19 protein-coding genes are annotated in these 22,146 nt (G+C 74.0%); 7 read left to right on the forward strand and 12 right to left on the reverse strand.

Annotation, left to right across the window (positions count from 1 at the left end):
• The first annotated feature begins 63 nt into the window (after positions 1 to 63).
• Positions 64 to 780 (forward strand): metal-dependent hydrolase, encoded by a 717-nt coding sequence (locus FXF65_RS25580; RefSeq protein WP_187412503.1) that lies wholly within the window; start codon positions 64 to 66, stop codon positions 778 to 780.
• A gap of 17 nt (positions 781 to 797) precedes the next feature.
• Here the strand turns inward: FXF65_RS25580 and FXF65_RS25585 are convergent, their stop codons facing one another.
• From FXF65_RS25585 to FXF65_RS25595, 3 genes are read right to left on the reverse strand one after another with little or no spacing between them, the layout of a single operon-like run.
• Positions 798 to 1,388, reverse strand: coding sequence for a hypothetical protein (locus tag FXF65_RS25585; protein WP_148352586.1), 591 nt, complete (start codon positions 1,386 to 1,388; stop codon positions 798 to 800).
• Positions 1,385 to 2,935 (reverse strand): sensor histidine kinase, encoded by a 1,551-nt coding sequence (locus tag FXF65_RS25590; protein ID WP_148352587.1) that lies wholly within the window; start codon positions 2,933 to 2,935, stop codon positions 1,385 to 1,387. Before FXF65_RS25590 ends, FXF65_RS25585 begins: the two co-directional genes overlap by 4 nt.
• Complete coding sequence (locus FXF65_RS25595) at positions 2,932 to 3,621, reverse strand: response regulator transcription factor (protein WP_148352588.1); 690 nt, start codon at positions 3,619 to 3,621, stop codon at positions 2,932 to 2,934. The genes FXF65_RS25590 and FXF65_RS25595 overlap by 4 nt, the downstream gene beginning before the upstream one ends.
• Before the next feature lie 101 nt (positions 3,622 to 3,722).
• On the opposite strand from FXF65_RS25595, the gene FXF65_RS25600 reads away from it, so the two are divergent.
• A complete protein-coding gene (locus tag FXF65_RS25600) occupies positions 3,723 to 5,471 on the forward strand; it encodes a hypothetical protein (protein ID WP_148352589.1) in 1,749 nt (582 codons plus the stop codon).
• On the opposite strand, the gene FXF65_RS25605 is transcribed toward FXF65_RS25600, so the two are convergent.
• The 7 genes from FXF65_RS25605 to FXF65_RS25635 form a co-directional block, all read right to left on the reverse strand.
• Positions 5,465 to 6,562: a baeRF3 domain-containing protein gene (locus FXF65_RS25605; RefSeq protein WP_148352590.1), complete on the reverse strand. Its 1,098-nt coding sequence runs from the start codon at positions 6,560 to 6,562 to the stop codon at positions 5,465 to 5,467. The two genes, FXF65_RS25600 and FXF65_RS25605, sit on opposite strands and share 7 nt — an antisense overlap.
• A 102-nt stretch (positions 6,563 to 6,664) precedes the next feature.
• On the reverse strand, positions 6,665 to 7,381 hold the full coding sequence (locus FXF65_RS25610) for a response regulator transcription factor (RefSeq protein WP_148352591.1): 717 nt from the start codon (positions 7,379 to 7,381) through the stop codon (positions 6,665 to 6,667).
• Entirely contained in the window at positions 7,378 to 8,613 is a 1,236-nt protein-coding gene (locus tag FXF65_RS25615; RefSeq protein ID WP_246199094.1) for a sensor histidine kinase, read from the reverse strand. Before FXF65_RS25615 ends, FXF65_RS25610 begins: the two co-directional genes overlap by 4 nt.
• 60 nt (positions 8,614 to 8,673) lie before the next feature.
• A complete protein-coding gene (locus FXF65_RS25620) occupies positions 8,674 to 10,800 on the reverse strand; it encodes a bifunctional copper resistance protein CopD/cytochrome c oxidase assembly protein (RefSeq protein WP_148352592.1) in 2,127 nt (708 codons plus the stop codon).
• A 9-nt stretch (positions 10,801 to 10,809) separates the two neighbouring features.
• Positions 10,810 to 11,487, reverse strand: coding sequence for a copper resistance CopC family protein (locus FXF65_RS25625; RefSeq protein ID WP_148352593.1), 678 nt, complete (start codon positions 11,485 to 11,487; stop codon positions 10,810 to 10,812).
• A 140-nt stretch (positions 11,488 to 11,627) separates the two neighbouring features.
• Entirely contained in the window at positions 11,628 to 12,764 is a 1,137-nt protein-coding gene (locus FXF65_RS25630; protein ID WP_187412504.1) for a DUF5685 family protein, read from the reverse strand.
• 84 nt (positions 12,765 to 12,848) lie between these two features.
• On the reverse strand, positions 12,849 to 14,147 hold the full coding sequence (locus FXF65_RS25635; protein ID WP_148352594.1) for a helix-turn-helix domain-containing protein: 1,299 nt from the start codon (positions 14,145 to 14,147) through the stop codon (positions 12,849 to 12,851).
• A gap of 341 nt (positions 14,148 to 14,488) precedes the next feature.
• Here FXF65_RS25635 and FXF65_RS25640 point away from each other — a divergent pair, with 341 nt between their 5' ends.
• From FXF65_RS25640 to FXF65_RS25655, 4 genes are all read left to right on the forward strand, one after another.
• Positions 14,489 to 15,934 (forward strand): NCS2 family permease, encoded by a 1,446-nt coding sequence (locus FXF65_RS25640; RefSeq protein WP_148352595.1) that lies wholly within the window; start codon positions 14,489 to 14,491, stop codon positions 15,932 to 15,934.
• Between the two features lie 166 nt (positions 15,935 to 16,100).
• Positions 16,101 to 17,264 carry a glycerate kinase gene (locus tag FXF65_RS25645; protein ID WP_246199095.1) on the forward strand — a complete coding sequence of 388 codons (1,164 nt, stop codon included), beginning with the start codon at positions 16,101 to 16,103 and terminating at the stop codon, positions 17,262 to 17,264.
• A gap of 309 nt (positions 17,265 to 17,573) precedes the next feature.
• On the forward strand, positions 17,574 to 18,074 hold the full coding sequence (locus tag FXF65_RS25650) for a hypothetical protein (protein WP_148352596.1): 501 nt from the start codon (positions 17,574 to 17,576) through the stop codon (positions 18,072 to 18,074).
• A gap of 134 nt (positions 18,075 to 18,208) precedes the next feature.
• Positions 18,209 to 18,472, forward strand: coding sequence for a hypothetical protein (locus tag FXF65_RS25655; RefSeq protein ID WP_148352597.1), 264 nt, complete (start codon positions 18,209 to 18,211; stop codon positions 18,470 to 18,472).
• A 378-nt stretch (positions 18,473 to 18,850) separates the two neighbouring features.
• Here FXF65_RS25655 and FXF65_RS25660 read toward each other — a convergent pair whose 3' ends face one another.
• Together FXF65_RS25660 and FXF65_RS25665 are read right to left on the reverse strand one after the other, a co-directional pair.
• The gene (locus tag FXF65_RS25660; RefSeq protein WP_148352598.1) at positions 18,851 to 19,147 is read right to left on the reverse strand and encodes a hypothetical protein; all 297 of its coding nucleotides are present in this window, start codon (positions 19,145 to 19,147) and stop codon (positions 18,851 to 18,853) included.
• A gap of 566 nt (positions 19,148 to 19,713) precedes the next feature.
• On the reverse strand, positions 19,714 to 19,983 hold the full coding sequence (locus FXF65_RS25665; protein WP_148352599.1) for a hypothetical protein: 270 nt from the start codon (positions 19,981 to 19,983) through the stop codon (positions 19,714 to 19,716).
• A gap of 1,008 nt (positions 19,984 to 20,991) precedes the next feature.
• Here FXF65_RS25665 and ald point away from each other — a divergent pair.
• Positions 20,992 to 22,107 carry an alanine dehydrogenase gene (ald, locus tag FXF65_RS25670; RefSeq protein WP_148352600.1) on the forward strand — a complete coding sequence of 372 codons (1,116 nt, stop codon included), beginning with the start codon at positions 20,992 to 20,994 and terminating at the stop codon, positions 22,105 to 22,107.
• The last annotated feature ends 39 nt before the right edge of the window (positions 22,108 to 22,146 follow it).

Here is a 22,146-nt window from a genome sequence, read left to right on the forward strand (position 1 = left end):
GCGGGCTAGAGTCCCGCCCTGGAGCGGGCGGCGGGGACGGGCTGGAAGCGGGGACAACTGCAGATGATGGGCAAGACGCACGCCCTCAGCGGGGCGCTGGCATGGCTCGCGGCCGTGCCGGTGATCGCGCAGGAGGGGCTGCTCGGCGACCACGCGGTGTCGCTGTCGGCGGAGCAGGTCGCGGCGGGCGCCGTCGTCTGCGCGGGCGCGGCGATCCTGCCCGACATCGACCACCACAACGGGCGCATCGCCAACACGTTCGGGCCCATCACGCACCACATGTGCAAGTGGATCGGCAAGCTGTCGGGCGGGCACCGGCACGCCACCCACTCGATCCTGTTCGCCGTCGCGATGGGCCTCGCGATGGACTTCCTCGCCACCCACTACGTCTACGCCTGGTGGGCCTGCCTGTTCATGATCGTCGGCCTCGGGCTGCGCGGGATCGGGCTGGACTTCGAGGGCAAGGAGCCGCAGTCCGCGCTCGCCGACTGCGCGCTCGCCCTCGTCGCGGTCTGGCTGATGCACAACATCGACATGAGCTTCGTCGGGTTCGCGGTCGGGCTCGGCTGCTTCGCGCACGTGGTCGGCGACTGCCTGACACCGCGGGGCTGTCCGGTGTTCTGGCCGCTGCCGTACCGGATCGACGTCCCGGTCATCCCGAAGACGGACGGCAAGGTGGAGCGGTGGGTGGTGATGCCCGTCCTCACGCTCGGCGTCGCCGTCCTCGCCATCCGGTCGGTGCTCGGCGACACGACCACCCAGTGGCTGACCAGGGGCTGACCCGCGCGGGCCGGTGATCAGCCGAGCAGGTCGCCGAACTCGCCGCAGGTCAGCGACATCCAGGGCCGGACGACCTGGTCGTCCCACATGGCGAGGACCATCACCCGCCGCACCCCGGGGACGGTCTGCGCGGTGCACGCGAGCTGCCCCAGGGCGATCCGCGACCAGCCGACCGCGGCGGCGTCGGGCTTGGCCTCGCTCAGCGTCCGGCCGGAGGACACGGTCACGTCGACGTTGATCTCACCCTGCCGGTCCCCCGCCCTGACCGCGACGTTCCGCCCCTCGGGCACCGCGCTGCGCAGGCCGTTGCGCCGCTCCAGGGACGTCACCGGGACGCTGAGCTGCGTGATGCTCAGGTACGGCTGGCCCGGCAGTCCCGGCCGGACCACGGGGACGAGCTTGCCGCCCTTCACCAGGTAGATCGTGAGGGTCGCGGCCTTGCCCGCCGCGACCGGCGGACCGCCCGCGCCGATGATCCCGGTCGGCTGGATCCCGAGGCCCCCCTCCATCGGGACGAGCCGCGCCGTCACCGCCGCGAGCGCCGCCGCCGCGACGAGCACGGCTAGCGCCTTGCGCGGCAGGGTGAACGTCCATGACCGGTGTCTCATGAGGGGCCGTCCCGCCGCTCGTCGTCCCGCCGTTCGTCGTCCCGCCGCTCGTCGTCCCGCTCTTGGTCGTCCTGCTCTTCGGGGAGCCACAGGGTGAAGACGGCGCCGCCGTCCGGGTCGTTGGCGGCGTCCAGCGAGCCGCCGTGCAGCACCGCGTTCTCCCTGGCGATGGACAGGCCGAGGCCGCTGCCCTCGCTGCGCGAGCGCGCCGCCTCCGACTTGACGAACCGGTCGAAGACCACCGCGAGCAGGTCGCCCGGCAGGCCGGGGCCGGAGTCGGACACGACGACCTCCACGCCCGCCGCGCCGTCCCGCCCGGCGCGGCCGAAGCGCAGCGCGACCGGCGGGCGGCCGTGCTTCAGCGCGTTCCCGGCGAGGTTCGCGACGATCACGTCGAACCGGCGCGGGTCGAGGCGCGCGAACAGGTCGGACGGGCCGTCCACGGCGACCTCGTCGTGCCAGCCCCGCGCGCGGAGAGTGGCGGCGACGGCGTCGGCGACGTTCACGTCGTCCAGGACGAGCGCGGCCGCGCCCGCGTCGAACCGGCTGATCTCGATCAGGTGCTCGACGAGCTGCCCGAGCCGCCGGGTCTCGCCCGCGACGAGCCGCGCCGCGGCGCCCCCACCCGCCGCCGCGGCCTCCTCGGCCAGCAGGTCGGTCATCGCGACCATCGAGGTCAGCGGCGTGCGCAGCTCGTGCGAGACGTCCGCGACGAACCGGCGGGACGCGGCCTCCATCGCGCGCAGCTCGGTCACGGTCCGCTCCAGCGCCTCGGCGGTGGTGTTGAACGTGCGGGCGAGGTCGGCCAGCTCGTCGCCGCCGCGCACGGCCACCCGCGTCTCCAGCTCGCCCGCGCCGAGCGCGCGGGCGGCGGCGCCGAGGCGGCGGACCGGACGCAGCACCCCGCCGGTCGCGAGCAGCGCGAGGCCGAGCGCGGCGACCAGCGCGGCGGCGTCCGCGAGCAGCAGCGCGCGGGTGAACAGCCGCAGGTCGGCGGCCTCCCGGCTGAGGCTCGCCGACACGAACACCATCGGCGGGGTCGTCCGCCACGGCTCGTCGGTCGTCGTCTGGTAGCCGGTGGCGCGCGCGCCGACGAGCAGGTAGGGCTTGCCGTCCCGGATGATCCGCTGGAACACGAGCCCGTCCTTCGCGCGGTCGGCGAACTCGCGGGTGACCGGCACGTCGAGCTGCGCCGGGTCGGGGAGCGGCACCGGGCGGGTCAGCGGCACGGGCACCGCGGCGGCGTGCCGGCCGGCGCCCGACAGGGCCTCCACGAGCTGTGCGCGGACGAGCTCGTCCACGTCCGGGGGGAGCTGCGGCGGGATCTGCCGGGCGAGGGTGTCGCGGACCTCGGTCAGCACCGCGTCCTGCGCCCGCTGCAGCATCAGCCGCCTGAGCAGGACGTAGGAGATCCCGGACGCGAGCAGCGCGGCGAACAGCGCGACCGCGGTGAACGCCGCCGTCAGCCGCACCCGCAGCCCGACCGACCGCGGGCCCCGCCCGCCGGTCGCCCGCGTCTCACCGGTCGCCCGCGTCCCGGCGGTCATGGGGCGGCGAACCGGTAGCCGAAGCCCCGCACGGTCTCGATCAGCCGCGGCTCGGCGGGCTCGTCCTCGATCTTCGCGCGGACGCGCTGCACGCAGGCGTCCACCAGCCGCGAGTCGCCCGGATAGGTGTGCTCCCACACCTCGGCGAGCAGGTGCTGGCGGGTCAGCGCCTGGCCGGGGCGGCGCGCGAGCTCCAGCAGGAGCCGCAGCTCGGTCGGGGTGAGGCGCAGGTCGGTCCCGGCCTTGGTGACCTTCAGCGACGTCCGGTCGATGACGAGGTCGCCGTAGACGGAGCGGTCGACGAGGGTGTGGTCGGCGCGCCGCAGCACGGCGCGGATGCGGGCGTCCAGCACCCGCGGCTCGACCGGCTTCACCACGTAGTCGTCGGCGCCCGCCTCCAGGCCGAGGACGACGTCGAGGTCGTCGCCGCGCGCGGTGAGCAGGATCACCGGGAGCGCCCCGCCGCCGCACAGGTCGTCGCGGCGGATCCGGCGGCACACCTCGATGCCGTCGATGCCGGGGAGCATCACGTCCAGGATCGCGATCTCGGGACGGCGGGCGCGCAGCGCCGCCAGCCCGTCCTCGCCGGTCGCGCGGGACGTGACGCCGTGTCCCTGGCGGGTGAGGGCCAGTTCCAGGGCGGTCCGCGCGGCCGGGTCGTCCTCCACGAAGAGAATGCTCGCCACCCGGACATTATTCGCCACCGGAGATCGTCCGCCGCCGAGTGTCACAGGATCCGGACATCGCGCGGACAAGATCATGACAGTGCGCGCCGACGGTGGACGCCATGACGCCCGCCATCGCCCCGCCCCGGATCCCGGCCGGCTCGGCCACGCCCGCTCCCCCGCGTCCCGCGCGGCGGCCGGGGGCCCTGCCGTGGCTGCTCGTCGCGGGGACGGTCGCGCAGGTGCTCGTCCGGCTCTGGTTCGCCCGCGCCCGGACGGGCCCCGCCGCCGACCCGGACGAGACCGGCTACCTCGTCGCGGCCCGGTGGCTCGCGGGCGGGCCGGGCGGCGACCTGACCGGGCACACGTTCTACCAGGGAGGATATCCGCTGCTGCTGTCCCCCGCGTACTGGTTCACGCACGACCCGGCGACGGTGTACACGCTGGTCATGGGGATCAACGCGGTGCTGGGCGCGCTGCTGTTCCCGCTCGGGTACGCGGCGGCGCGCCGTTTCGGGTTCGGCCGCCGCGCCGCGCCGCCCATCGCGTTCGCGGCGGCACTGCTGCCCGCGACGACGTTCTTCGGCGCGTTCGCGCTCGCGGACGCGGTCCTGCCGGCGCTGGTGCTCGCCTGGCTGCTGGCGCTCGACCGGTTCGCCCGGCACGGCCGGGCATCGGACGCGGTCGCGGCGAGCCTCGCGGCGTCGTACATGGCGACCGTCCACACGCGCGGGACGGTGCTGCTCGCCGTCCACGTGGGCGCCTTGATCGCGGTGGCGGTCACGCGGCGAAGCGTCCGCGCGGCGGCCGTCGGCGGCTGCGCGGCGGCGGCCGGGCTCGCGGCGGGCACGGCGCTGAACGCGCACGTCCGCGCCGCGCTGTATCCGAGGGGCGCGCGGGACCTCGCCGAGCTGCTGGAGACGCGGCTCGCCTCGGTACCCGGCCAGGAGTGGGCGCTGTCGGGCGCGGCCGGGCAGGTCTGGTACCTGATCGTCTCCACCTGGGGACTCGCCGGGGCGGGCCTCGTCGCCGTCGCGGCGGTGCTCGTCCGCCGCCGCGCGGCCGCCGCCGACCGGACGATGGCGGCAGTCGTCCTGGCGGCGACGTTCGGGATCGCCTACGCCTCGTCCGCCGCGCTCCCCGACGAGCACCGGGTCGGCAACTTCGCCTACGGCCGGTACCTGTCGTGCGTGGCCCTCGTGTACGCGCTGGCGGGGGCGGCGGCGCTCGCCCGGTCGCACGGCCGGACGGCGCTCCGGCTCACGGCGGCGGCCGTGATCGCCGTGGAACTCGCCGGGCTGTGCGTCACCGCCTACGCGGGCGAGCGGCTCCGCACCCACAAGTTCATCGGCTTCGACTTCCCGGAGGTCATGTTCCTGACCGGCGACCGCGCCGCGCTGCACCTCCAGGAGGCGACGCTCGTCGCGTGCGCCCTGCTCTGCGGTTTCCTCGCGCTGTCCAGGCTCGGCGGACGCCGCGCCGTGCCCGCCATGGCCGCCGCCCTCGCCGTCGTCGGCCTGGCGGCGCTGACGTCCGCGATGGGGCCGTCGCCGCGGCGCCAGTCCCCGCCGCCGCCGTTCCCCGGCCCGGCGGCGGGCGGCGTCGCCGCGGACGTGTCGCTCAACTGGGTCGCCAAGGTCAAGCTGCAGGTCCCGGTGTGGTGGACGCGCGTCGACCGCGTCGACATCCGCGCCGGACGCCCGCCCGCGGAGGGCGTGTGCACGGTCGTCGTCGCCCTGCCGGACGGGACGCCGCCCGAGGCGTCCTGGCCCGGGCACCCCGACGGGTGGCGCCCGCACACGGGCCGGACAGGACCGGACGGCTGGGTGAGCTGGCACGCCCCGTCCTGCCCGGCGGCGCGCGGTCAGTAGCGGGTGACCAGCGCGATCCGGTCGTGGTCGACGAGGAAGCCGTCCGAGACGAACGTGACCTCGCCGCCGTATTCGAGGGTGGTCTCGATGGCGTCGTCCACGGCGTCGTCGACGACGTCCGCGCCGCGCAGGACGCCGGGCATGCCCTCGACCGGGACCAGTTCGCCCTCGGCCTTCACGGCGGGCGCGTAGTAGCCGCGTTCGACGACCAGGTGCTCGCCCCGTCCCTCCTCCACCAGCCGGGTGACCTCGCACAGGCCGCCCGCGTACCGCTGGATGCTGCGCGCCGCCTCCAGCTCGGACAGCACGCCGACCTCGCGGAGGTCCTCGTAGGCGGCGAGCGCCGGGCGGGCGGCCTCGGCGAGCGCGCTCGGCGCGGCGCCCTCGAAGCTGCCGTCGACGCGCCCCGCCACGGTCAGGTGCGGCCCGGCGGCCTCGTCGAAGAACGCCTGGTGGCGGGTGACGCCCGCGACGATCAGGGGGCGCCGGTCCCGGGCGAGCACGTGGTCGAGGGCGCTCGCCGCGTCCCGCATCAGGCGGCGGTGCCGCTCGCTGTCGCCGCCCTGGGCCGGACGGCGCGACTGCCGTCCCGACCCGGCCTCGTCGATCTGCTCCGGCTCGACGGGGAACCCGTCGGCCGCGTGCTCGGTCAGGTCGTCGCCCCGGCCGTCCCAGAGGCGGACCCGCTGGTCGGACAGGGACAGCAGCCAGTAGCGCCGGGCGCGCGTGTAGTCGGCGACGAGGTCGCGGGTGGCGAAGCCGGTGTCGACGACGACTCGCTCGTCCACGTGCTGGGCGATGGTGAAGGCGTGGTGCTCGCCGCCCGGCGCGGCGAACAGCACGAGGCCGTCCGAGGCGTGCCGCGGGTCGGTCTCGTCGGCGGCGTGCTCCAGGCCGCGCAGCACGTGGTCGGCGGTGTCGGCCGGGACGCGGGGGTCGGCGCGCAGCCGGCGGCGCACCTCCGCGAGCAGGTTGCGGAGCCGGATGGGGTCCTGCCGGTTCTCCGGGGCCGAGCGGTGCGTCGGCAGCAGCACCGACACCGCGGGGTAGGCGCGCGGCTTGCGCAGCTCGGACAGGGTGACAGCGTCCATGATCCCCCGATCTGTTTGCTTTTGCCCTTTATGCTTTTCTAGCTACTCGCAGGTAAACAAGGCGTAAGGCGCAGGTCAGAGCTACGCGATCAACCGGTGCGATCAACCGGGCGTGATGAACGAGGTCTCGTAGGCGAAGATCACCGCCTGGGTGCGGTCGCGTGCCTGGAGCTTGCCGAGGATGTTCCCGACGTGCGTCTTCACCGTCTGCGGGCTCACGAACAGCTCCTGCGCGATCTCGGCGTTGGAGCGCCCCTTCGCCATCAGGCGCAGGACGTCCCCCTCCCGCTCGGTCAGCCGCTCGTGCCAGCGCGTCGCCCCGCTCCCGCCGCCCGCGCCGCCGCGGGACGGCCCGTGCCGCGCGGCCAGCTCCCGGATCGCCGCCGGGAACAGCAGGCTCTCGCCGTGCGCCACCATCCGGATCGCCCGGAGGATCTCCTCCGGGCGCGTCCGCTTGAGCAGGAACCCGTTCGCGCCCGCCTTCAGCGCGTCGTACACGTACTCGTCGTTCTCGAACGTCGTGACGACGATGATCCTCGGCGGCCCGGGGGCGGTGCCCGGGGGGCGTGGGGGGTCGTCCCCCCTCGGGGGATACGGCGCGGTCTCCAGGATGCGGCGGGTGGCCTGGATGCCGTCGAGCCGCGGCATCCGGACGTCCATCAGGATCACGTCGGGGCGCAGCCGCCGGACCGCATCGGGCACCTCGGCGCCGTCCGCCGCCTCGCCGACCACCGTCAGGTCGTCCTCGGCCCCGATGATGGCCGCGAGCCCGGCCCTGATCAGCCGCTCGTCGTCGACCAGCAGAACCTTGATCGTCATGTTCCGGACCTTAGCGGCAGCGAGACGCGGAACCGCCAGGCGTCGCCCTCCGGGCCCGCGCTCATCTCGCCGCGCAGCACGGTGACCCGCTCGCGGACGCCGCCGAGCCCGCGTCCGCCGCCGTGCCGGGCGGCGTCGCCGCGCACCGCGCCGAGCGGGTTGCTCATCTCCATCTCCAGCCGTTCGCGCTCGACCCCGAGCCGGAGCCGTACGGGGACCCGTCCGGCGTGCCGCAGCGCGTTCGTCAGCCCCTCCTGGACGATCCGGTACGCCTCCCGCGACACCGCCACCGGCACGTGCTCCACCTCGGGTCCCACCTCCGCGTCGAGCTTCACCCCGGCGATCCTGGTCTGTTCGAGGAGCCGTCCGAGGTCCTTCAACGTGGCCTGCGGCGCCTTGCCCGCCGCGTCGTCGCGCAGCAGCCCGAGCACGTGGTCGAGGTCCTCCAGCGCCGCGCGGGCGGACTCTTCGATCGCGCCGAGCGCCTCCCGGGCGAACGCCGGGTCGCTGTCGAGGACGCGTCCGGCCGCCGCGGCCTGGAGGGTCACGACGCTGAGCGCGTGCCCGACCGAGTCGTGCAGCTCCCGCGCCAGCCGGTTCCGCTCGGCGAGCTTGACGGCCTGCGCCTCCACCTCGGCGAGCCGCTCCGCGGCGGACGGCCCGAGGAACCTCGGTGCCAGCCGGGACATCAGCCGTCCCGCGCCGACGATCAGCGCGAGCAGCGCGGCGAGCGCGGCGAGCCCGATCAGCGGGGCGGGCCACTGGTGCCAGGTGGGCTGCCAGCCCCAGGCGTTGAGGAAGTTCTCGTCCCAGCGCACCCAGGGCGCGGCGACCATCACGAACGCGAACGGCGGCACGGCCAGGCTCAGCCCGCTGACCAGCACGCCGACGCCGAGGTGCAGCCCGAACCACGCGCCGGCGCGGCGGCGGCTCTCCCACGTCCGCGCGGACGCGGGCGCGAGCGCCTCGCTCGGCCCCCTGAGCAGCTCCTTGGCGAGCGCCCCCTCCAGCAGCCGGACGGTCGGCACGACCCCCGTGACGAACGTCGCCGCCGCGGGCATGACGAGGAGCCCCAGCACGGCCTTGACGACGCCGCCGCCGAAGGGCAGCAGCGGGATGAACAGGGTGATGCCGAGGAACCAGTACGGCATCAGCAGGGCGCCGCCCACCACGAGGTGGGACCAGCGCAGCCAGGTCGTCCGCTGGACCAGCGGCCGGAGCACGCGCGTCACACGACGATCCTGGCAGACGCGCCGACCGCCCTTACTCCCCCGCGAGAGGGAGATCCCAGCTCAGGGCGTCGCGCCGGACCCCTGCTCGCCCGCGGGCTCGCCGGGCTCGGAGGATTCGGCGGGCTCGGCGGCGACCTCGGCGGGCACATCGGCGGGCACATCGGCGGGCTCGGCCGCCGCCCGGTCGCGCTCAGCGAGCTTGGCGAGGCGGGCATTGTAGACGGCGAGCTCGTCGTCCTCCGAGTGCCCGGTGGCCGCGGCGCGGTCGGCCTTGCGGTCCAGGCGGCGGGCCTGCCGCTGGTCGTCCATGTACCACTGCACCGCGAGGACGAGCAGCACGATGAACGTCGGCACCTCGCCGAACCCCCAGGCGATCGCGCCGCCGGTGTGCTGGTCCTTGAGGACGGTCGTCCCCCAGGGCGGGTCGACGGCCGTGTACCACCCGCGGGCGAGCGCCTGGCTCATGTTCATCAGCGCGATGCCGAAGAAGGCGTGGAACGGCATCGTGACGAACAGCAGCAGCAGGCGTCCCGGATAGGGCAGCCTCTTCGGCGCCGGGTCGACGCCGAGCAGCACCCAGAAGAACAGGCTCCCGGCCAGGAGGAAGTGCACCGTCATGGCGATGTGCCCGAGATGGTTGCGCATCGCCTTCTCGAACAGCGGCGTGAAGTACAGCGCGAACGTGCTCACCACGAAGATCACCGTGGCCACGCCGGGGTGCGCGAGGACGGCGACGTACCGGCTGTGCAGCATCGTGGTCAGCCACTCGCGCGGCCCCCGGTCGCCGCGGATCCGGGCGGGCTTCAGCGCGCGCAGCGCCAGCGTCACCGGCGCGCCGAGGACGAGGAAGATCGGGACCAGCATGTTCAGCACCATGTGCTGCGCCATGTGCACGCTGAACAGGATCGGCGCGTACTTGGCGACGCCCGTCTGGGTGACGATCACGATGGTGACGAGCCCGAGGAGCCAGGACGCGGTCCGCAGCGGCGGCCAGGAGTCGCCGCGCCGCCGCAGCCGCACGACCCCGGCGAGGTAGAGCCCGCCGAGGACGGCGACCAGCGCCGCGAAGAACAGGTCGAACTGCCACAGCGTGGCGAGCCGCGCCGGAGTGATCTGCGGCGGCATGTCGTAGCCGAGCAGCGCCTTAACGGCCGTCTCCGGCTCGCCGGGCGCGGGCGGCGCGGTGCGCGCCAGCGCCACGGCGAGGCCCATCGTCCCGCCCATCACGGCGGCCTCGACGGACGCGAGCCGGGCGAACGCCCACGGCCTGCGGTCCTCGATCGCGGGGAGCGTGCGGGTGCGGTGCCACCAGCCGAACCAGCCGAGCGCGCAGAACGCGGCGATCTTGCCGAGGGCGAGCCGCCCGTACTCGGTGTCGACCAGCTCGACCGGGTCGGGCAGCCGGGCGATCACGTTCACCAGGCCGCTGACGCCGACCGTGACGTAGCACCACAGCGCCATGCGGCTGAACCGGTCGGCCATGAGGCCCAGCCGGTCGCGGCCGAGCATGGCGTGGACGCCGACGATCGCGAGCCCGCCGACCCACGGCGCGACCGCCGCCACGTGCAGCGCGACGCCCGTCGTGGCGGTGGAGTGGTTGGCGGCGGACGCCGAGTGCCCGGTCAGCGGCGCGGGCAGCAGCGCGACCGCGGCCAGCGCGAGCAGCCCGAACGCGGCGGCGGGCGTGGTGGTGGTGCGGGCCAGCAGCGCGACGACGACCGCCAGCAGCACGACGATCATCAGCGCGGTGCCCTGCGGCAGCGAGCCGACGTAGCTGCTCAGCTCGCTGCCGGTGAGGACCTGCCCGACCGGCTGGCCGAGGACGTCGGCGACGGTGAGGACGAGGGTGGCCGCCGCGGCGGCGGCCCAGGCGGCGGCGAGCCAGGACGCGGCGCGCAGGTACCCGGTCGCGTCGCCGGACAGCCGTCCGGGGCCGCGCCCGGCGCCCTCGACGGGCAGCAGCGCGGCGGCGGCGAGCAGGGCCCCGACGGTCAGCGCGGACAGCAGGTCCATCGCCGTCCGGGACGCGGGGAGCCCCCACCGGGTGACGGCGCCCGCGTCGCCGAGCCCGGGGATGACCTTCTCGGTGACCGCGCCGCCGAGGACGAGCCCGGCCACGAGGACGGCGCCCGCCGCGGCGACCGCGACGGCCGCGGCCCGCCAGACGCCCAGGCTGCCCTTCGCCACGTCCGGCTCCTACTCGCTTCCGGTGGAGGCGGGCTGCTTGTCGGCGGCGGGGGCCGCCGGGTGCTTGCGCTTGGCCCGGAACACGATGCCGACGCCGACGCCGACGCCCACGACCAGCCCGCCGATGATCAGCCCCCAGAGGAGCATGTTGGAGCCGGAGTCCTTCTTGTCCGCCTCCGCGGCCTGCTGCTGGTCGATCTTCAGCGGCTGCTCGTCGGTGGTGGCGGCCTGCCCGGTCTGCTGCTCCGCGCCGACCCCGCCCGCGGACGGCGGCGGCGCGGACGGCTCGGACCCGCCGCCGGACGAGGTGAACGTCAGGCCGTCGCCCTCGATCGCGTGCCCGTCGGCGCCGACGACCCGGTAGGCCACCGTGTACTTCCCGGCGGGCAGCGGGCCCTGGACGTTCTGCACCACCTCGGTCCCGCCGGACCCGGAGTGCTCGGCCGGGCCCTGCTCGTAGGTCTTGCCCGCGTCGTCCTTGACGATCACCTTCGCCATCCGGATCTTGTCGCTGAAGACGAGCGTGACCTTGACGATCCCCGGCATCGTCGCGCCCTTGGCCGGAGTGCTGCTCACGAGCCGGGTGTGGGCCAGCGCGGGGGGCGCGGCGACGGCGCCGAGCGCGGCGGTCAGGGCGGCGACGAGAGCGAGGCGGCCCAGGGGCCGGCGGGTCTTGAGGATGTTCATGAAGGCCGGGTTCTCTAGTGGGGACGTCGGGGCTCCGTCCACCCTACTGAGGCCGGGGCCGTGACACGTCCCGGGTCACAGAACACGACGAAACACGCGATCAAGGCACTCCGCCGGGCCCTCGCCGGGACGGCTCGGGCTCAGTTGCACCCGCAGTCGCAGTCGCAGCAGTCGCACCCGTCGCAGCAGTCGCAACAATTGCAGCAGTCGCAGCAGCCGTCGCAGTTGCCGCAGCCTCCGTCGTCGCAGCAGTCGGCGTGCCGGGTGCACCAGCAGCGGTCCCCGCACGAGTCGCCGTGGTGATCGCTCCACTCGGGCTGGAAGACGCCGCAGGTCACGCAGACGAGCGTCCCGGTGAAGCACGGGACGGGCCATCCCGGTCGCGGCCCCCGCGGCCCCTTCGGGCCCCGCCGCGACGCCTGGACGGACTCGGCGAAGACGTGGTCGAGCGACCGTCCGGCCTCGCGGTCGAGCAGCGCCCGGACGAGCCGCGGCCGCTCCAGCTCCAGGTCGGCGAGCGCCAGCCGGAGGCCGCGCAGCGCGTCGTCGGCGTGCCGGCGCGCCTCGTCGAGGCCGGCGCCGGTGGCGAGGAGCGGGTTGTAGGCGCCGCTCTCCCGGTCGTCGGCGAGGTCCTCGACGGCGTCGATGAGGTGGGCGAGGCGTCCGAAGAAGCGTCCGGCCTCGGCGAGGGTCTCGGCGTTGGACTCCCTGCCCGCGAGGACGGCCGTGTGCGCGAACACCGCCGCGACGGCGGTCTCGGCGGGCTCGGTCAGGTCGAGCAGGCCGAGTCCGGGGGCCGCTTCGAGGACGGGCTGCCGCGCCACCGCGTCCCGCAGCACCGACGGGTCGAACCCGACCGCCGCGCCCGTGCGCCCGCCCGCGGCGTCCCACCGGTCGGCCATCCGCCCGGCCGCGGCGGCGACGAGGCGGCGCGCGTAGGGGCCGTCGCCGTCCGCCACGTGGTCGCGGGTCTTGCCCGCCGCGAGCAGCAGCGACGCCGCCGCCGCGAGCTGCGCGCCCTGCGCCCGCGCGGTGACGACCTCGGCGGTCCGCATCCCGCGCAGCGCGCACGGCCCGGCCTTGCGCCGCGGCGACAGGTCCGGCGCCTGCGCCTCGACCAGCACCGAGACGAGCAGCCCGTCGTAGTTGGTGACGAGCCGCGCCGCCTGGCCGTGCTCGGCCCGCAGCGTCAGGCACAGCCCGCAGAGGTGCGCCATCCAGTCCTTGAACAGCGACCCGCACAGAACATGACGGCATGGCCGGACGACACCGAACACCGCAGACTCCCCCACCTCAGGCGATACGCAGGAATATGGACGCGGCACCGCCCGCGCGGGTTCGCCCCGACAGTTCCGAAGCCGCTAGACGCCGACGCAGGTGAGGGCGCGGCGGTAGGCGGCCATCCGGGGCGCCTCGGGCGCGCCCGTCTCGGCCAGCACCTCGGCGAGGTCGAACCACGCCTGCGCGGCCTCCCGGGACGACTCCATCTCCTCCAGGCACGTCGCGGCGCGGGTCAGCACCTCCACCGCCCGCTCCCGGCGGCCGAGCCGCACCGACGCCTCGCCGAGCACGGTCAGCGCCCCGGCGGTGGCGCGCCGCGGCGCGTCCCCGAGCAGGTCGAGGGCCTCCTCGGCGAGCCGCACCGCCTCGGCGGGCCGGCCGAGCGCCGTCTCCGCGCGGGCCAGCTCGGTCAGGCACCAGGCGACGTCGATCTCCCCGGACGAGCTGGCGCTGATCTCGCCGCGCACCCGGCTGAGCAGCTCGCGGGCGCGGACCGCCTGGTCCGGCCGGGCGCGCAGCAGCAGCCCGGCGTAGATGACGCGGAGCCGGCTCAGGTCGCGGGGGTCCTCGTCGTCGCCCGCGAGCATCAGCGCCCGCTCGGCGAGGGCGACGCCGTCCTCGTACTCGCCGCGGATCTCCGCGACGTAGGCGGCCTCCCAGTAGGCGACCATCCGGGCGCGCGGGCTGCCGATCCGCTCGGCCCGGTCGACGAGCTGCGCGGCGAGCTGCCGGGCCCGGACGAGGTCGCCCCGCTCGATGAACGCGGCGAGCAGCGCCGCGCCGAGGTGCACGGCCGCGTCGGTCGAGTCGGCGCCGGTCGCGATCAGGTGCCGCAGCGCGTTCTCGGCGGCGTGCACGCCCGCGCTGATGTCGCCGCGCTCGCGCAGGCAGCGGCTCAGCGCGACGTGCACCTTGGCCCAGTGGTCGAGGTCGGTCTCCGCCGACGCCTCCTCGGTCAGCCTGGTGAGCTGGGCGATCGCCTCCTCCAGCTCGCCCGCGGCCTCCAGCGCGAGGGCGTGCCCCCAGCGGGCCTGGTGCAGCATGTCCGGCAGCGCGACCGCGTCGGCGCTGGCGAGCACCTCGGCGAACCTCGCCCGCGCCTCGGCCGCCGCGCCGTTGCTCAGCGCGATCTCGGCGTAGTCGAGGGTGACCCGCAGCTCGTCCACGACGTCCTCGCTGACGCCGCTGACGAGGTAGGTCGCCGAGCAGTTCAGCTTGGCGGCGAGCAGCTCGACCACGCTCGGGGCGGGCACCCGCTTGTCGCTCTCGATCAGCGAGATGTAGCTGTCGGACAGCTCGGGGAAGGCGAGCTGCGCCTGGCTCACGCCCTGCCTGATCCGCAGGGCGCGGATGCGCTGCCCCAGTGTCTCCCGATCCATCGTGTGTCCACCGCCTACAGAGTTCTCAGCTCGGGGTGCTCGCCGGCCGCGTGGCGCGGGGCGAGTGAGCAGAAGCCGGTCCGATCCCATCGATGCCCATACCGATGCCCATGGTGCCGACATGACGCCCGGTCACGGCCGCGATCCGGCGAATCGGTACCGAAGCGTGTTCTGCATCCGGGCAGGCTATAGCGGACGGACCGCCCCCGTCACGCCGCCGTCACATCCGCGGAACGCCGGACGGACGCCCAGGCCGGACCGGTGCGGGACCCCCGCGGCCGCGGCGGCTAGCCTGTGCACCGCGATTGCGACACCGTGCTGCCGAGAGCGGAGACCCCGTCATGCCAACGATCAAGGCCGCGGCGACCGACGATTCACCGCCCGCGGGCGGCGGCGGGCCGCTGGACCGGCTGTTCGACCTCACCGGCCGGCGGACGACGGTCGCGCGCGAACTGCGCGGCGGCGTGACCACGTTCTTCGCGATGGCCTACATCATCCTGCTGAACCCGATCATCCTCGGCGGGGCGAAGGACGTCACCGGCGCGACGCTGTCGATCCCGCAGCTCACCACGATGACGGCGCTGTCCGCCGCGGTCGCCACGGTGATCATGGGGCTGGTCGGGAACGCTCCGCTCGCGCTCGCCGCCGGGCTCGGCATCAACGCGGTCGTCGCGTTCCAGGCCGCGCCGGTGATGACCTGGCCGCAGGCGATGGGCCTCGTCGTGATCGAGGGCGCGGTGATCGTCGTGCTGGCGCTCACCGGCATCCGCGAGCGGATCATGAACTCGATCCCGCTGGCGCTCAAGCACGCGATCGCGGTCGGCATCGGCGCGTTCATCGCGCTCGTCGGCTTCGTCGACTCCGGGTTCGTCACGTCCAGCGCGACGAGCCCGCCGCTGACGCTCGGCACCGGCGGGCACCTCGCGACGTGGCCCGCGCTGGTGTTCGCGCTGACACTGCTGCTGATGATCGTCCTTTATGTGCGGCGGGTCCCGGGCGCGATCCTGATCAGCATCATCGCCGGGACGGTCGGCGCCGTCCTCATCCAGGAGAACACGTCGATCAAGACGGGCGGCTGGGGCGTCGTCACCCCGAACATGCCGGAGAAGCTGTTCGCCCGGCCCGACTTCGGGCTGTTCGGCGAGATCGACCTGTTCGGCGGGTTCGGCAGGGCCGGGGTCATCACCGCGCTGGTCGTGCTGTTCACGCTGGTGCTGTCCGGGTTCTTCGACGCGATGGGCACGATCCTCGGGATCAGCGACGAGGCCGGGCTCGTCGGCCCGCAGGGCGAGGTGCCCCGGCTCGGGCGGATCCTGTCCGTGGACGGCCTGTCCGCCGCCTTCGGCGGGATCACCAGCTCGTCCGCCAACACGGTGTTCGTCGAGTCGGCGGCGGGCGTCGGGGAGGGCGCCCGGACGGGCCTCGCCAACATCGCCACCGGCGCGCTGTTCACCGTGACGCTGTTCCTCACCCCGCTCGCCGCGACCGTCCCGGCGCAGGCCGCGGCGCCCGCGCTGGTCGTCGTCGGCGCGCTGATGATGACGCAGGTCGCCAAGGTCACCTGGGACGACCTCGAGATCGCGATCCCCGCGTTCCTCACCATCGTGCTGATGCCGTTCGCCTACTCGATCACGATCGGGATCGGCGGCGGGATGGTCAGCTACGCGCTGATCAAGGCGGCCAGGGGCCGGTGGCGCGAGGTGTCGGTGTGGCTGTGGCCCGTGGTGCTGCTGTTCCTGATCTTCTTCGCGATCGAGCCGATCGAGCAGTGGCTGGACGTGCGGTAGCCGCCCGGCGCCCCGTTTCCGCCGGTTTCCGGCCCGCCGCCGTGACTCCGCGTCCGGCTGTCTGCCCATTCCAGCACCTGGCACGCGTTCGCGGGTGTCAAATAGTGCCGTCATGGCGTAAGCAGAAGGTAGGGCCTTACCCCCCGGCGTGAAAGGCGTGGCTGTGGTGTCCGCGGACTCTCCCCCTCACCCGTCTCCGCCGGGTCACGTCCTGCTGGCGCCCGACAGGTTCCCCGGGGCGCTGACCGCGGCGCAGGCCGCCCGGCACCTCGCGGCCGGGCTGCGCCGCGCCCGGCCCGGCGTCCCGCTGGTGGAGCTGCCCGTCGCCGACGGCGGCGAGGGCACCGTCGAGGCCGCCGTCGCCGCCGGGTGGCGGCGCGTCGAGATGGAGGTGTGCGGGCCGACCGGGCAGCAGGTGAACGCGCACCTCGCGATGAACGGGCGAAGCGCGGTGGTCGAGCTCGCGGAGGCGTCCGGGCTGCGGCGGCTGCCGGAGGGCCGGCCGCGCCCGCTCGTCGCGTCCAGCCTCGGCACCGGGCAGATGATCGCGCAGGCGGTGCGGCTCGGCGCGCGCCGGATCGTCCTCGGCCTCGGCGGCGGGGCGTGCACCGACGGCGGCGCGGGGCTCGTCCAGGGGCTCGGCGGGCGGCTGCTGGACGCGCTCGGCAAGGACCTCCCGCCCGGCGGTGCCGCGCTGCGCTCGCTGCACGCCCTCGACCTGCGCGGACTGCCCGACATGTCGGGCATCGAGGTGGTGGTGGCGGGCGACGCCACGGCCCCGCTGCTCGGCCGCGGCGGCGCCGCCGCCGTGGACGGCCCGCGCCGCGGCGCCACCCGCGACGAGGTCCGGCTGCTGGACGCGGGGCTGCGCCGCTGGGCCGACCTCGCCGAGGCGGCGTCCCGCCGGGCGGCCCGGGACGTCCCCGGCGCCGGGACGGCGGGCGGCGTCGCGTTCGCGGCGCTCACCTTCCTCGGCGCGACGATCGAGCCGGGCGCCTCGCTGATGCTCGACCTGCTCGGCTTCGCCGACAAGGCGCGCGGCGCGCACCTCGTCGTCACCGGCGAGGGCTCACTCGACACGCGCTCGCTGCGCGGCACCGCGCCGATCGGGGTGGCCCGCGCCGCCGCCCGCGCGGGCGCGCCCGTCGTCGCGGTGGCCGGCCGCCGCGGCCTCACCGGCGAGCAGCTCCGCAAGGCGCGGATCCAGGCGGCCTACGCGCTCGCCGACATCGAGCCCGACGCTGAGCGGCGCGTCCGGCTGGCGGGGCCGCTGCTGGAGCAGCTGACGGTCGCGATCGCGGACGAGTGGCTCCCGCTGCCGCGCACCTGAACCGCGCACCCTGAACTTGAACCGCGCGGCTGAGCTGGGCGCTGGGCCGTACATCTGAGCCGCCGCGCGGTAGGCGCGTCATCGGGTTGTGCATGATCAACGTTGAATTCGCCCGGACGGCCGTTCACTATTATGACCGATTCACGGGGTTTGACCGGCAATAGCGGGGCGTCAGCGATTCGGCGGGCGGGTTTTCGCCTCGGCCGAGGGTGGCCACCGTCCGTGATCGGGCGTGTCCGATCCCAGTGGTATCGGCTGGTCGGGCCCCCTACACTTGGAGACCGGGAGTGAGCACTGGAGAGAAGCGGCATGGGCCTGATTCGCGATGAGGACTTCCTGCTCCTGTGGCGCGAGCATGGGAAGGCACTGCCCTGGCGGGGGTACGCCCAGCGGCTGAGCGTCCTCGTCGACAATGAGGTGACGGAAAGCTACGTCCGGGTCTGGGTGCAGCGTAACCGCGAACGCCTCCGCAGCGAGTACGGAATCTCCGTCGGGGCCCGGCACGTGCGCGCCGACCGCGAATTCGAGGCATGGCCGAACCTGCCACGCCAGGAGCGCAACCAGAGCCTGTACAGGCTCCTCGAATACCACGCCCGCGCCCGGCAGCTCGGCGTGGAGAATCTGGCCGTGTCGGTCCGTGATATGTACGTGACCGCCGTGCGCAACATGCGCGCCGGTAATCAAATCATCCGATACGACCCCGACCGGGGGCTCTACCGGTCGAGCCGGACTCCCGAAGAGGCGCTCGCCGACCCGAAGTATGAACGCATCTCAGAGCCGAAAGAATCCTACGCGGCCCGGCACAACTAGGCGCGGCACAACCGACCCGAAACGCATGCCGGATCCCATGTCGCTCTGTCATAACTGTCGGCACTCTTGTACCTTTGTGTTCGAGGGCCGTACTCGACACAAGGCCCTGCCGCCGCGGGGTTGGGAGAGGAAGGGTGCGCGATATCCGGTCATTGGCCCTCGCCGGTGAGATTGACGCGAATCTGATGTCACCCGAAGGCTGCGCGATCGTCGTCGTGGAACACGGAACGCTTATCGCCTGTGACCGTCCGGATGACATCTCCGAACGCGATAACGCCTGGTTGGACGAGGTCTTCGAGCGCTACGGCGTCACCGATCTCCCGCCGCCCAGCTATATCGTCGAAGGAGAGCTCGCGGGCTGGCGTTACTGGAGCCTGGAGCTGGAGAACGACGGCTGAAGCGCGCCGCGCACCGTGCCGTCCCGAGCGAAGCGTCGGTTCGCGCCGCTCCCACGGCCGGGCACGACCGCGCGCCTTCTCCGCTAAAGGAAACGTAAAAGCCGCTCCGGCGAGCGTCCATGGAATGGCCGAAACGTGACACGGCCATAGGGAACGCTCCACCGAAACGGAGTGCCCGTCCGATGACGACGAGCCATCCGGTGAGCCACCGGATGGCGACGAGCCGGAGACGGGACGGCGGCCGGGCATGGGAAGGGCCGGGGCGGCCCCCGCTCACCCCGGCCCTTCCCATGCCCGGCCCTCCCGGCCGACCCTCCGACCGGCCCTCTCGGGCCCGCGCGTCCTCCGGCCCTCACTCGGGCCCTCGGGCGTGCGCGCTCAGGCGCTCACCGCGCCCTCAGGCGCGTGCGCCGGACGGGACGGGCGCACGGGGTGGCGCCCCCGCAGCGGTCCCGCCACCGGCTGCTGGAGCAGCCTCATGAGGACGACGCGGAACGGGCTCGGCGCCCCCTCCGGCCAGACCCCGTGCACCGTCAGCAGGCACGCCCCGCACTGGGAGCACACCCGCAGCGGCGCCAGCAGCGACCGGTCCGACAGTCGGCCCAGCGTGATCTCCAGCGTGGGCAGCTGCGCGCACCCCGACTGGGGTCCCTGGCAGCGGTCCTGGTCGTGCATGCCTGCCTCCTCGGTGGCGCCCGCGGCCGCGCCGGCCGGGGCGGAGCGGCGCGGCGCGGCGGTCCCCCGCGCCTCCCCGGCCCGCCCGGCCGGCCCGTCCGGGCGCCGTGAGCGGGGTCTCGCAGCGCCGCAGCGGGCTCTCGCACCCGCAGACGCAGGACCGGCGGCGGTCGTGCCCCCAGCGCTCCAGCAGGACCGCGAGGGAGCAGATGAGCAGTGCCGCGAGCAGGGCCGAAAGCGCCGAATCGGCGCCGCCGTGGATCCGCTCGAAGCCGGAAATGATGGCGTTGCCCTCCATGGCTCCTCTCCTGCCGTGGGAACGTGCGGCGAGATTCCCCGCCGCGGAACGGGCGAGGAGCCTTAGTGTTGCATGGGCTAAAGCGGATTTACATCACGGAAGCATCACACTTTAGCCCATGAAACCAGGACATGACGAAACCCCCTGGACGGTGAATCGATCCAATGCGCACGAGGCATTGAAACGGTTTCGCCCAGGGGACGTCACGCGGTTTGTTCAGAATCCTTTCGCCGATATCGTGCGGCGGCGCCGACGACCCGTCCGGCGATTAGGAACGCACTTCCCGGCCGTTGGTCCGCGGCCAGCGCGCGGCGGCCCGGCCGGCCCGGTCCTCGCGCCCGTGCCACCGGACGTAGAAGACCGTCAGCCGCAGCGCGGCGACCGCGCCGCCCGCCGCCACGCAGGCGGCCAGCGCGTGCCAGACCGTCCACCACGGCCCGGGGCCCGTCCCCTCGCGGACGAGGTCCCCGGCCGCGGCGACGGCCAGCCCGGTGGAACTGAACGCGGCTCCGTAGCCGCCGAGAACGGTGACCTTCATCGATCTGCCCCCCGTGAACGCGGAGCACCCCCCGGCCCGGCCTGGCCGGGGGGTGCGTATCCGCGGGCCGTCCGCCCCCCTCCGGCGTGCGGCAGCAGCCGCCGGAGCCCCCCGGGAGCGGACCTCGGGCCCGCTGTCGCGCCGGCGGCCCCGCCGGCGCGCGACTCCGGGACGGGGCATGAACCGTCCCGGTTGATGGCTACTCCTGCGCGGCCGAACCGGCCTGCCCCGTTCCCCCCGAAATGGAGCAGGCCGGTCCCATCACCACGGTGTGACCATCAGTCACATCCGGCCGTCTCCGGTCCGGACGTGAACGACTATAGCCCACGTAACACGAGCCCGCAAACACACTTTGAGAAAGGCGCGTCCATCGCGTCCCGGAAGAGCTCCCGCGCCACCGGCGCGCACCCTCGGAGCGCATTACGACCAGACCACACAAAGCATGACAGACACCCCCGAAACCCCGACACCGCGCGAAAGTCGAGACATCGCCCCGCCGCTCCGCGCGTCGTCGGAGCGCCGCCGCCGCACTAAGGGCGGCAGCAGGGAGGACACCCCACCGCCCCCCGGAACGGCCATCCGTTACACCGACATTGGTCATGCCCGAAACCGGCCATTACGTCTAATTACAGGAAGCACCGAAGAGCCCCCGCGAAGAAACCCGCCACCGGCCTTGCCGTCGACTTGCAAAGCCGACTTAGCCCTTGTAACTTGAAGTCGTCACGCCCGGGGAACCGGGGGTCTGCCACAGAAGGCTCGACGGGACGTGAGTCCCGGGCGCGACACCGATCCCGGGCTCACTCCCAAGTTGCAGGCCGGTCGTCGGTTCCGGAGGCCCCCAGACCGTGCGCTGGGGGCCTCCTCCGTTTCCACCGTTCCTCGCTCGCGTTTTCGCCTTACACCGTGTCAGCAGGACCGGCGATACACTTACACCCTGCACATGGGCACGGTGCCGCGGCGGGCACCACGCTGGAGACGTACATCCGATCACCAGCAGCGGAGGATCCCGTGAAGATCGGCGTCCCGCGCGAGGTCAAGAACCATGAGTACCGGGTGGCCATCACACCGGCCGGTGTCCATGAGCTGACCCGCCACGACCACGAGGTCTTCGTCGAGCGAGGCGCCGGCCTCGGCTCGGCGGTCCCGGACGACGACTACGTCGCCGCCGGCGCCAAGATCCTGGACGGGCCCGACGAGGTCTGGGCCGAAGGCGACCTCATCCTCAAGGTCAAGGAGCCCATCGCGTCCGAGTACCACCGGATGCGCGACGGCCAGGTCCTGTTCACCTACCTGCACCTCGCGGCGTCCCGCGAGTGCACCGACGCGCTGCTGGCCGCCGGGGTCACCGCGATCGCCTACGAGACCGTCCAGCTCCCGGACCGCTCGCTGCCGCTGCTCGCGCCGATGTCCGAGGTCGCCGGGCGGCTCGCGCCGCAGGTCGGCGCGTACAACCTGATGGCCTCCAACGGCGGGCGCGGCGTGCTGCCGGGCGGCGTGCCGGGGGTGGCCCCGGCGAAGGTCGTCGTCATCGGCGGCGGCGTGTCGGGCCTCAACGCGGCGCAGATCGCCGTGGGCATGGGCGCGGACGTCACCATCCTGGACGTCAACGTCGACCGCCTCCGCCACATCGACGCCATCTACCAGGGACGCCTGCGCACCCTCGTGTCCAACGCCTACACCGTCGAGCGGGAGGCGCGGGCCGCCGACCTCGTCATCGGGGCCGTGCTGATCCCCGGCGCCAAGGCGCCGAAGCTGATCTCCAACGACCTGGTGGCGGGGATGAAGTCCGGGTCGGTGCTCGTGGACATCGCGATCGACCAGGGCGGCTGCTTCGAGGACTCCCGTCCCACCACGCACGACGACCCCACGTACCGGGTGCACGAGTCGACGTTCTACTGCGTCGCGAACATGCCGGGGTCGGTGCCGAACACGTCCACGTACGCGCTGACCAACGTGACGCTCCCCTACGCCGTCCAGATCGCCGACAAGGGCTGGCGCCGCGCGCTGCAGGCCAACGCCGCTCTCGCGCTCGGTCTCAACACTCACGCGGGCGAACTCGTCTACGACCACGTGGCCGAGGCGCACAACCTCCCGTTCACGCCGCTGGCGTCCATCCTGGACTGACTGCGCCGGAGGTTCCGGACGCCCGCTTCCCCGGGTAGA

Source organism: Actinomadura syzygii (assembly GCF_008085905.1).
In the GTDB taxonomy this organism is placed as follows: Bacteria; Actinomycetota; Actinomycetes; order Streptosporangiales; family Streptosporangiaceae; genus Spirillospora; species Spirillospora syzygii.

Excerpts from the sequence above, each read along its gene's own strand:
- FXF65_RS25580 (WP_187412503.1), top strand. The coding sequence starts at position 64 with ATGATGGGCAAGACGCACGCCCTCAGCGGGGCGCTGGCATGGCTCGCG.
- FXF65_RS25585 (WP_148352586.1), bottom strand. The coding sequence starts at position 1,388 with ATGAGACACCGGTCATGGACGTTCACCCTGCCGCGCAAGGCGCTAGCC.
- FXF65_RS25590 (WP_148352587.1), bottom strand. The coding sequence starts at position 2,935 with ATGACCGCCGGGACGCGGGCGACCGGTGAGACGCGGGCGACCGGCGGG.
- FXF65_RS25600 (WP_148352589.1), top strand. The coding sequence starts at position 3,723 with ATGACGCCCGCCATCGCCCCGCCCCGGATCCCGGCCGGCTCGGCCACG.
- FXF65_RS25605 (WP_148352590.1), bottom strand. The coding sequence starts at position 6,562 with ATGGACGCTGTCACCCTGTCCGAGCTGCGCAAGCCGCGCGCCTACCCC.
- FXF65_RS25610 (WP_148352591.1), bottom strand. The coding sequence starts at position 7,381 with ATGACGATCAAGGTTCTGCTGGTCGACGACGAGCGGCTGATCAGGGCC.
- FXF65_RS25625 (WP_148352593.1), bottom strand. The coding sequence starts at position 11,487 with ATGAACATCCTCAAGACCCGCCGGCCCCTGGGCCGCCTCGCTCTCGTC.
- FXF65_RS25635 (WP_148352594.1), bottom strand. The coding sequence starts at position 14,147 with ATGGATCGGGAGACACTGGGGCAGCGCATCCGCGCCCTGCGGATCAGG.
- FXF65_RS25640 (WP_148352595.1), top strand. The coding sequence starts at position 14,489 with ATGCCAACGATCAAGGCCGCGGCGACCGACGATTCACCGCCCGCGGGC.
- FXF65_RS25650 (WP_148352596.1), top strand. The coding sequence starts at position 17,574 with ATGGGCCTGATTCGCGATGAGGACTTCCTGCTCCTGTGGCGCGAGCAT.
- FXF65_RS25660 (WP_148352598.1), bottom strand. The coding sequence starts at position 19,147 with ATGCACGACCAGGACCGCTGCCAGGGACCCCAGTCGGGGTGCGCGCAG.
- FXF65_RS25665 (WP_148352599.1), bottom strand. The coding sequence starts at position 19,983 with ATGAAGGTCACCGTTCTCGGCGGCTACGGAGCCGCGTTCAGTTCCACC.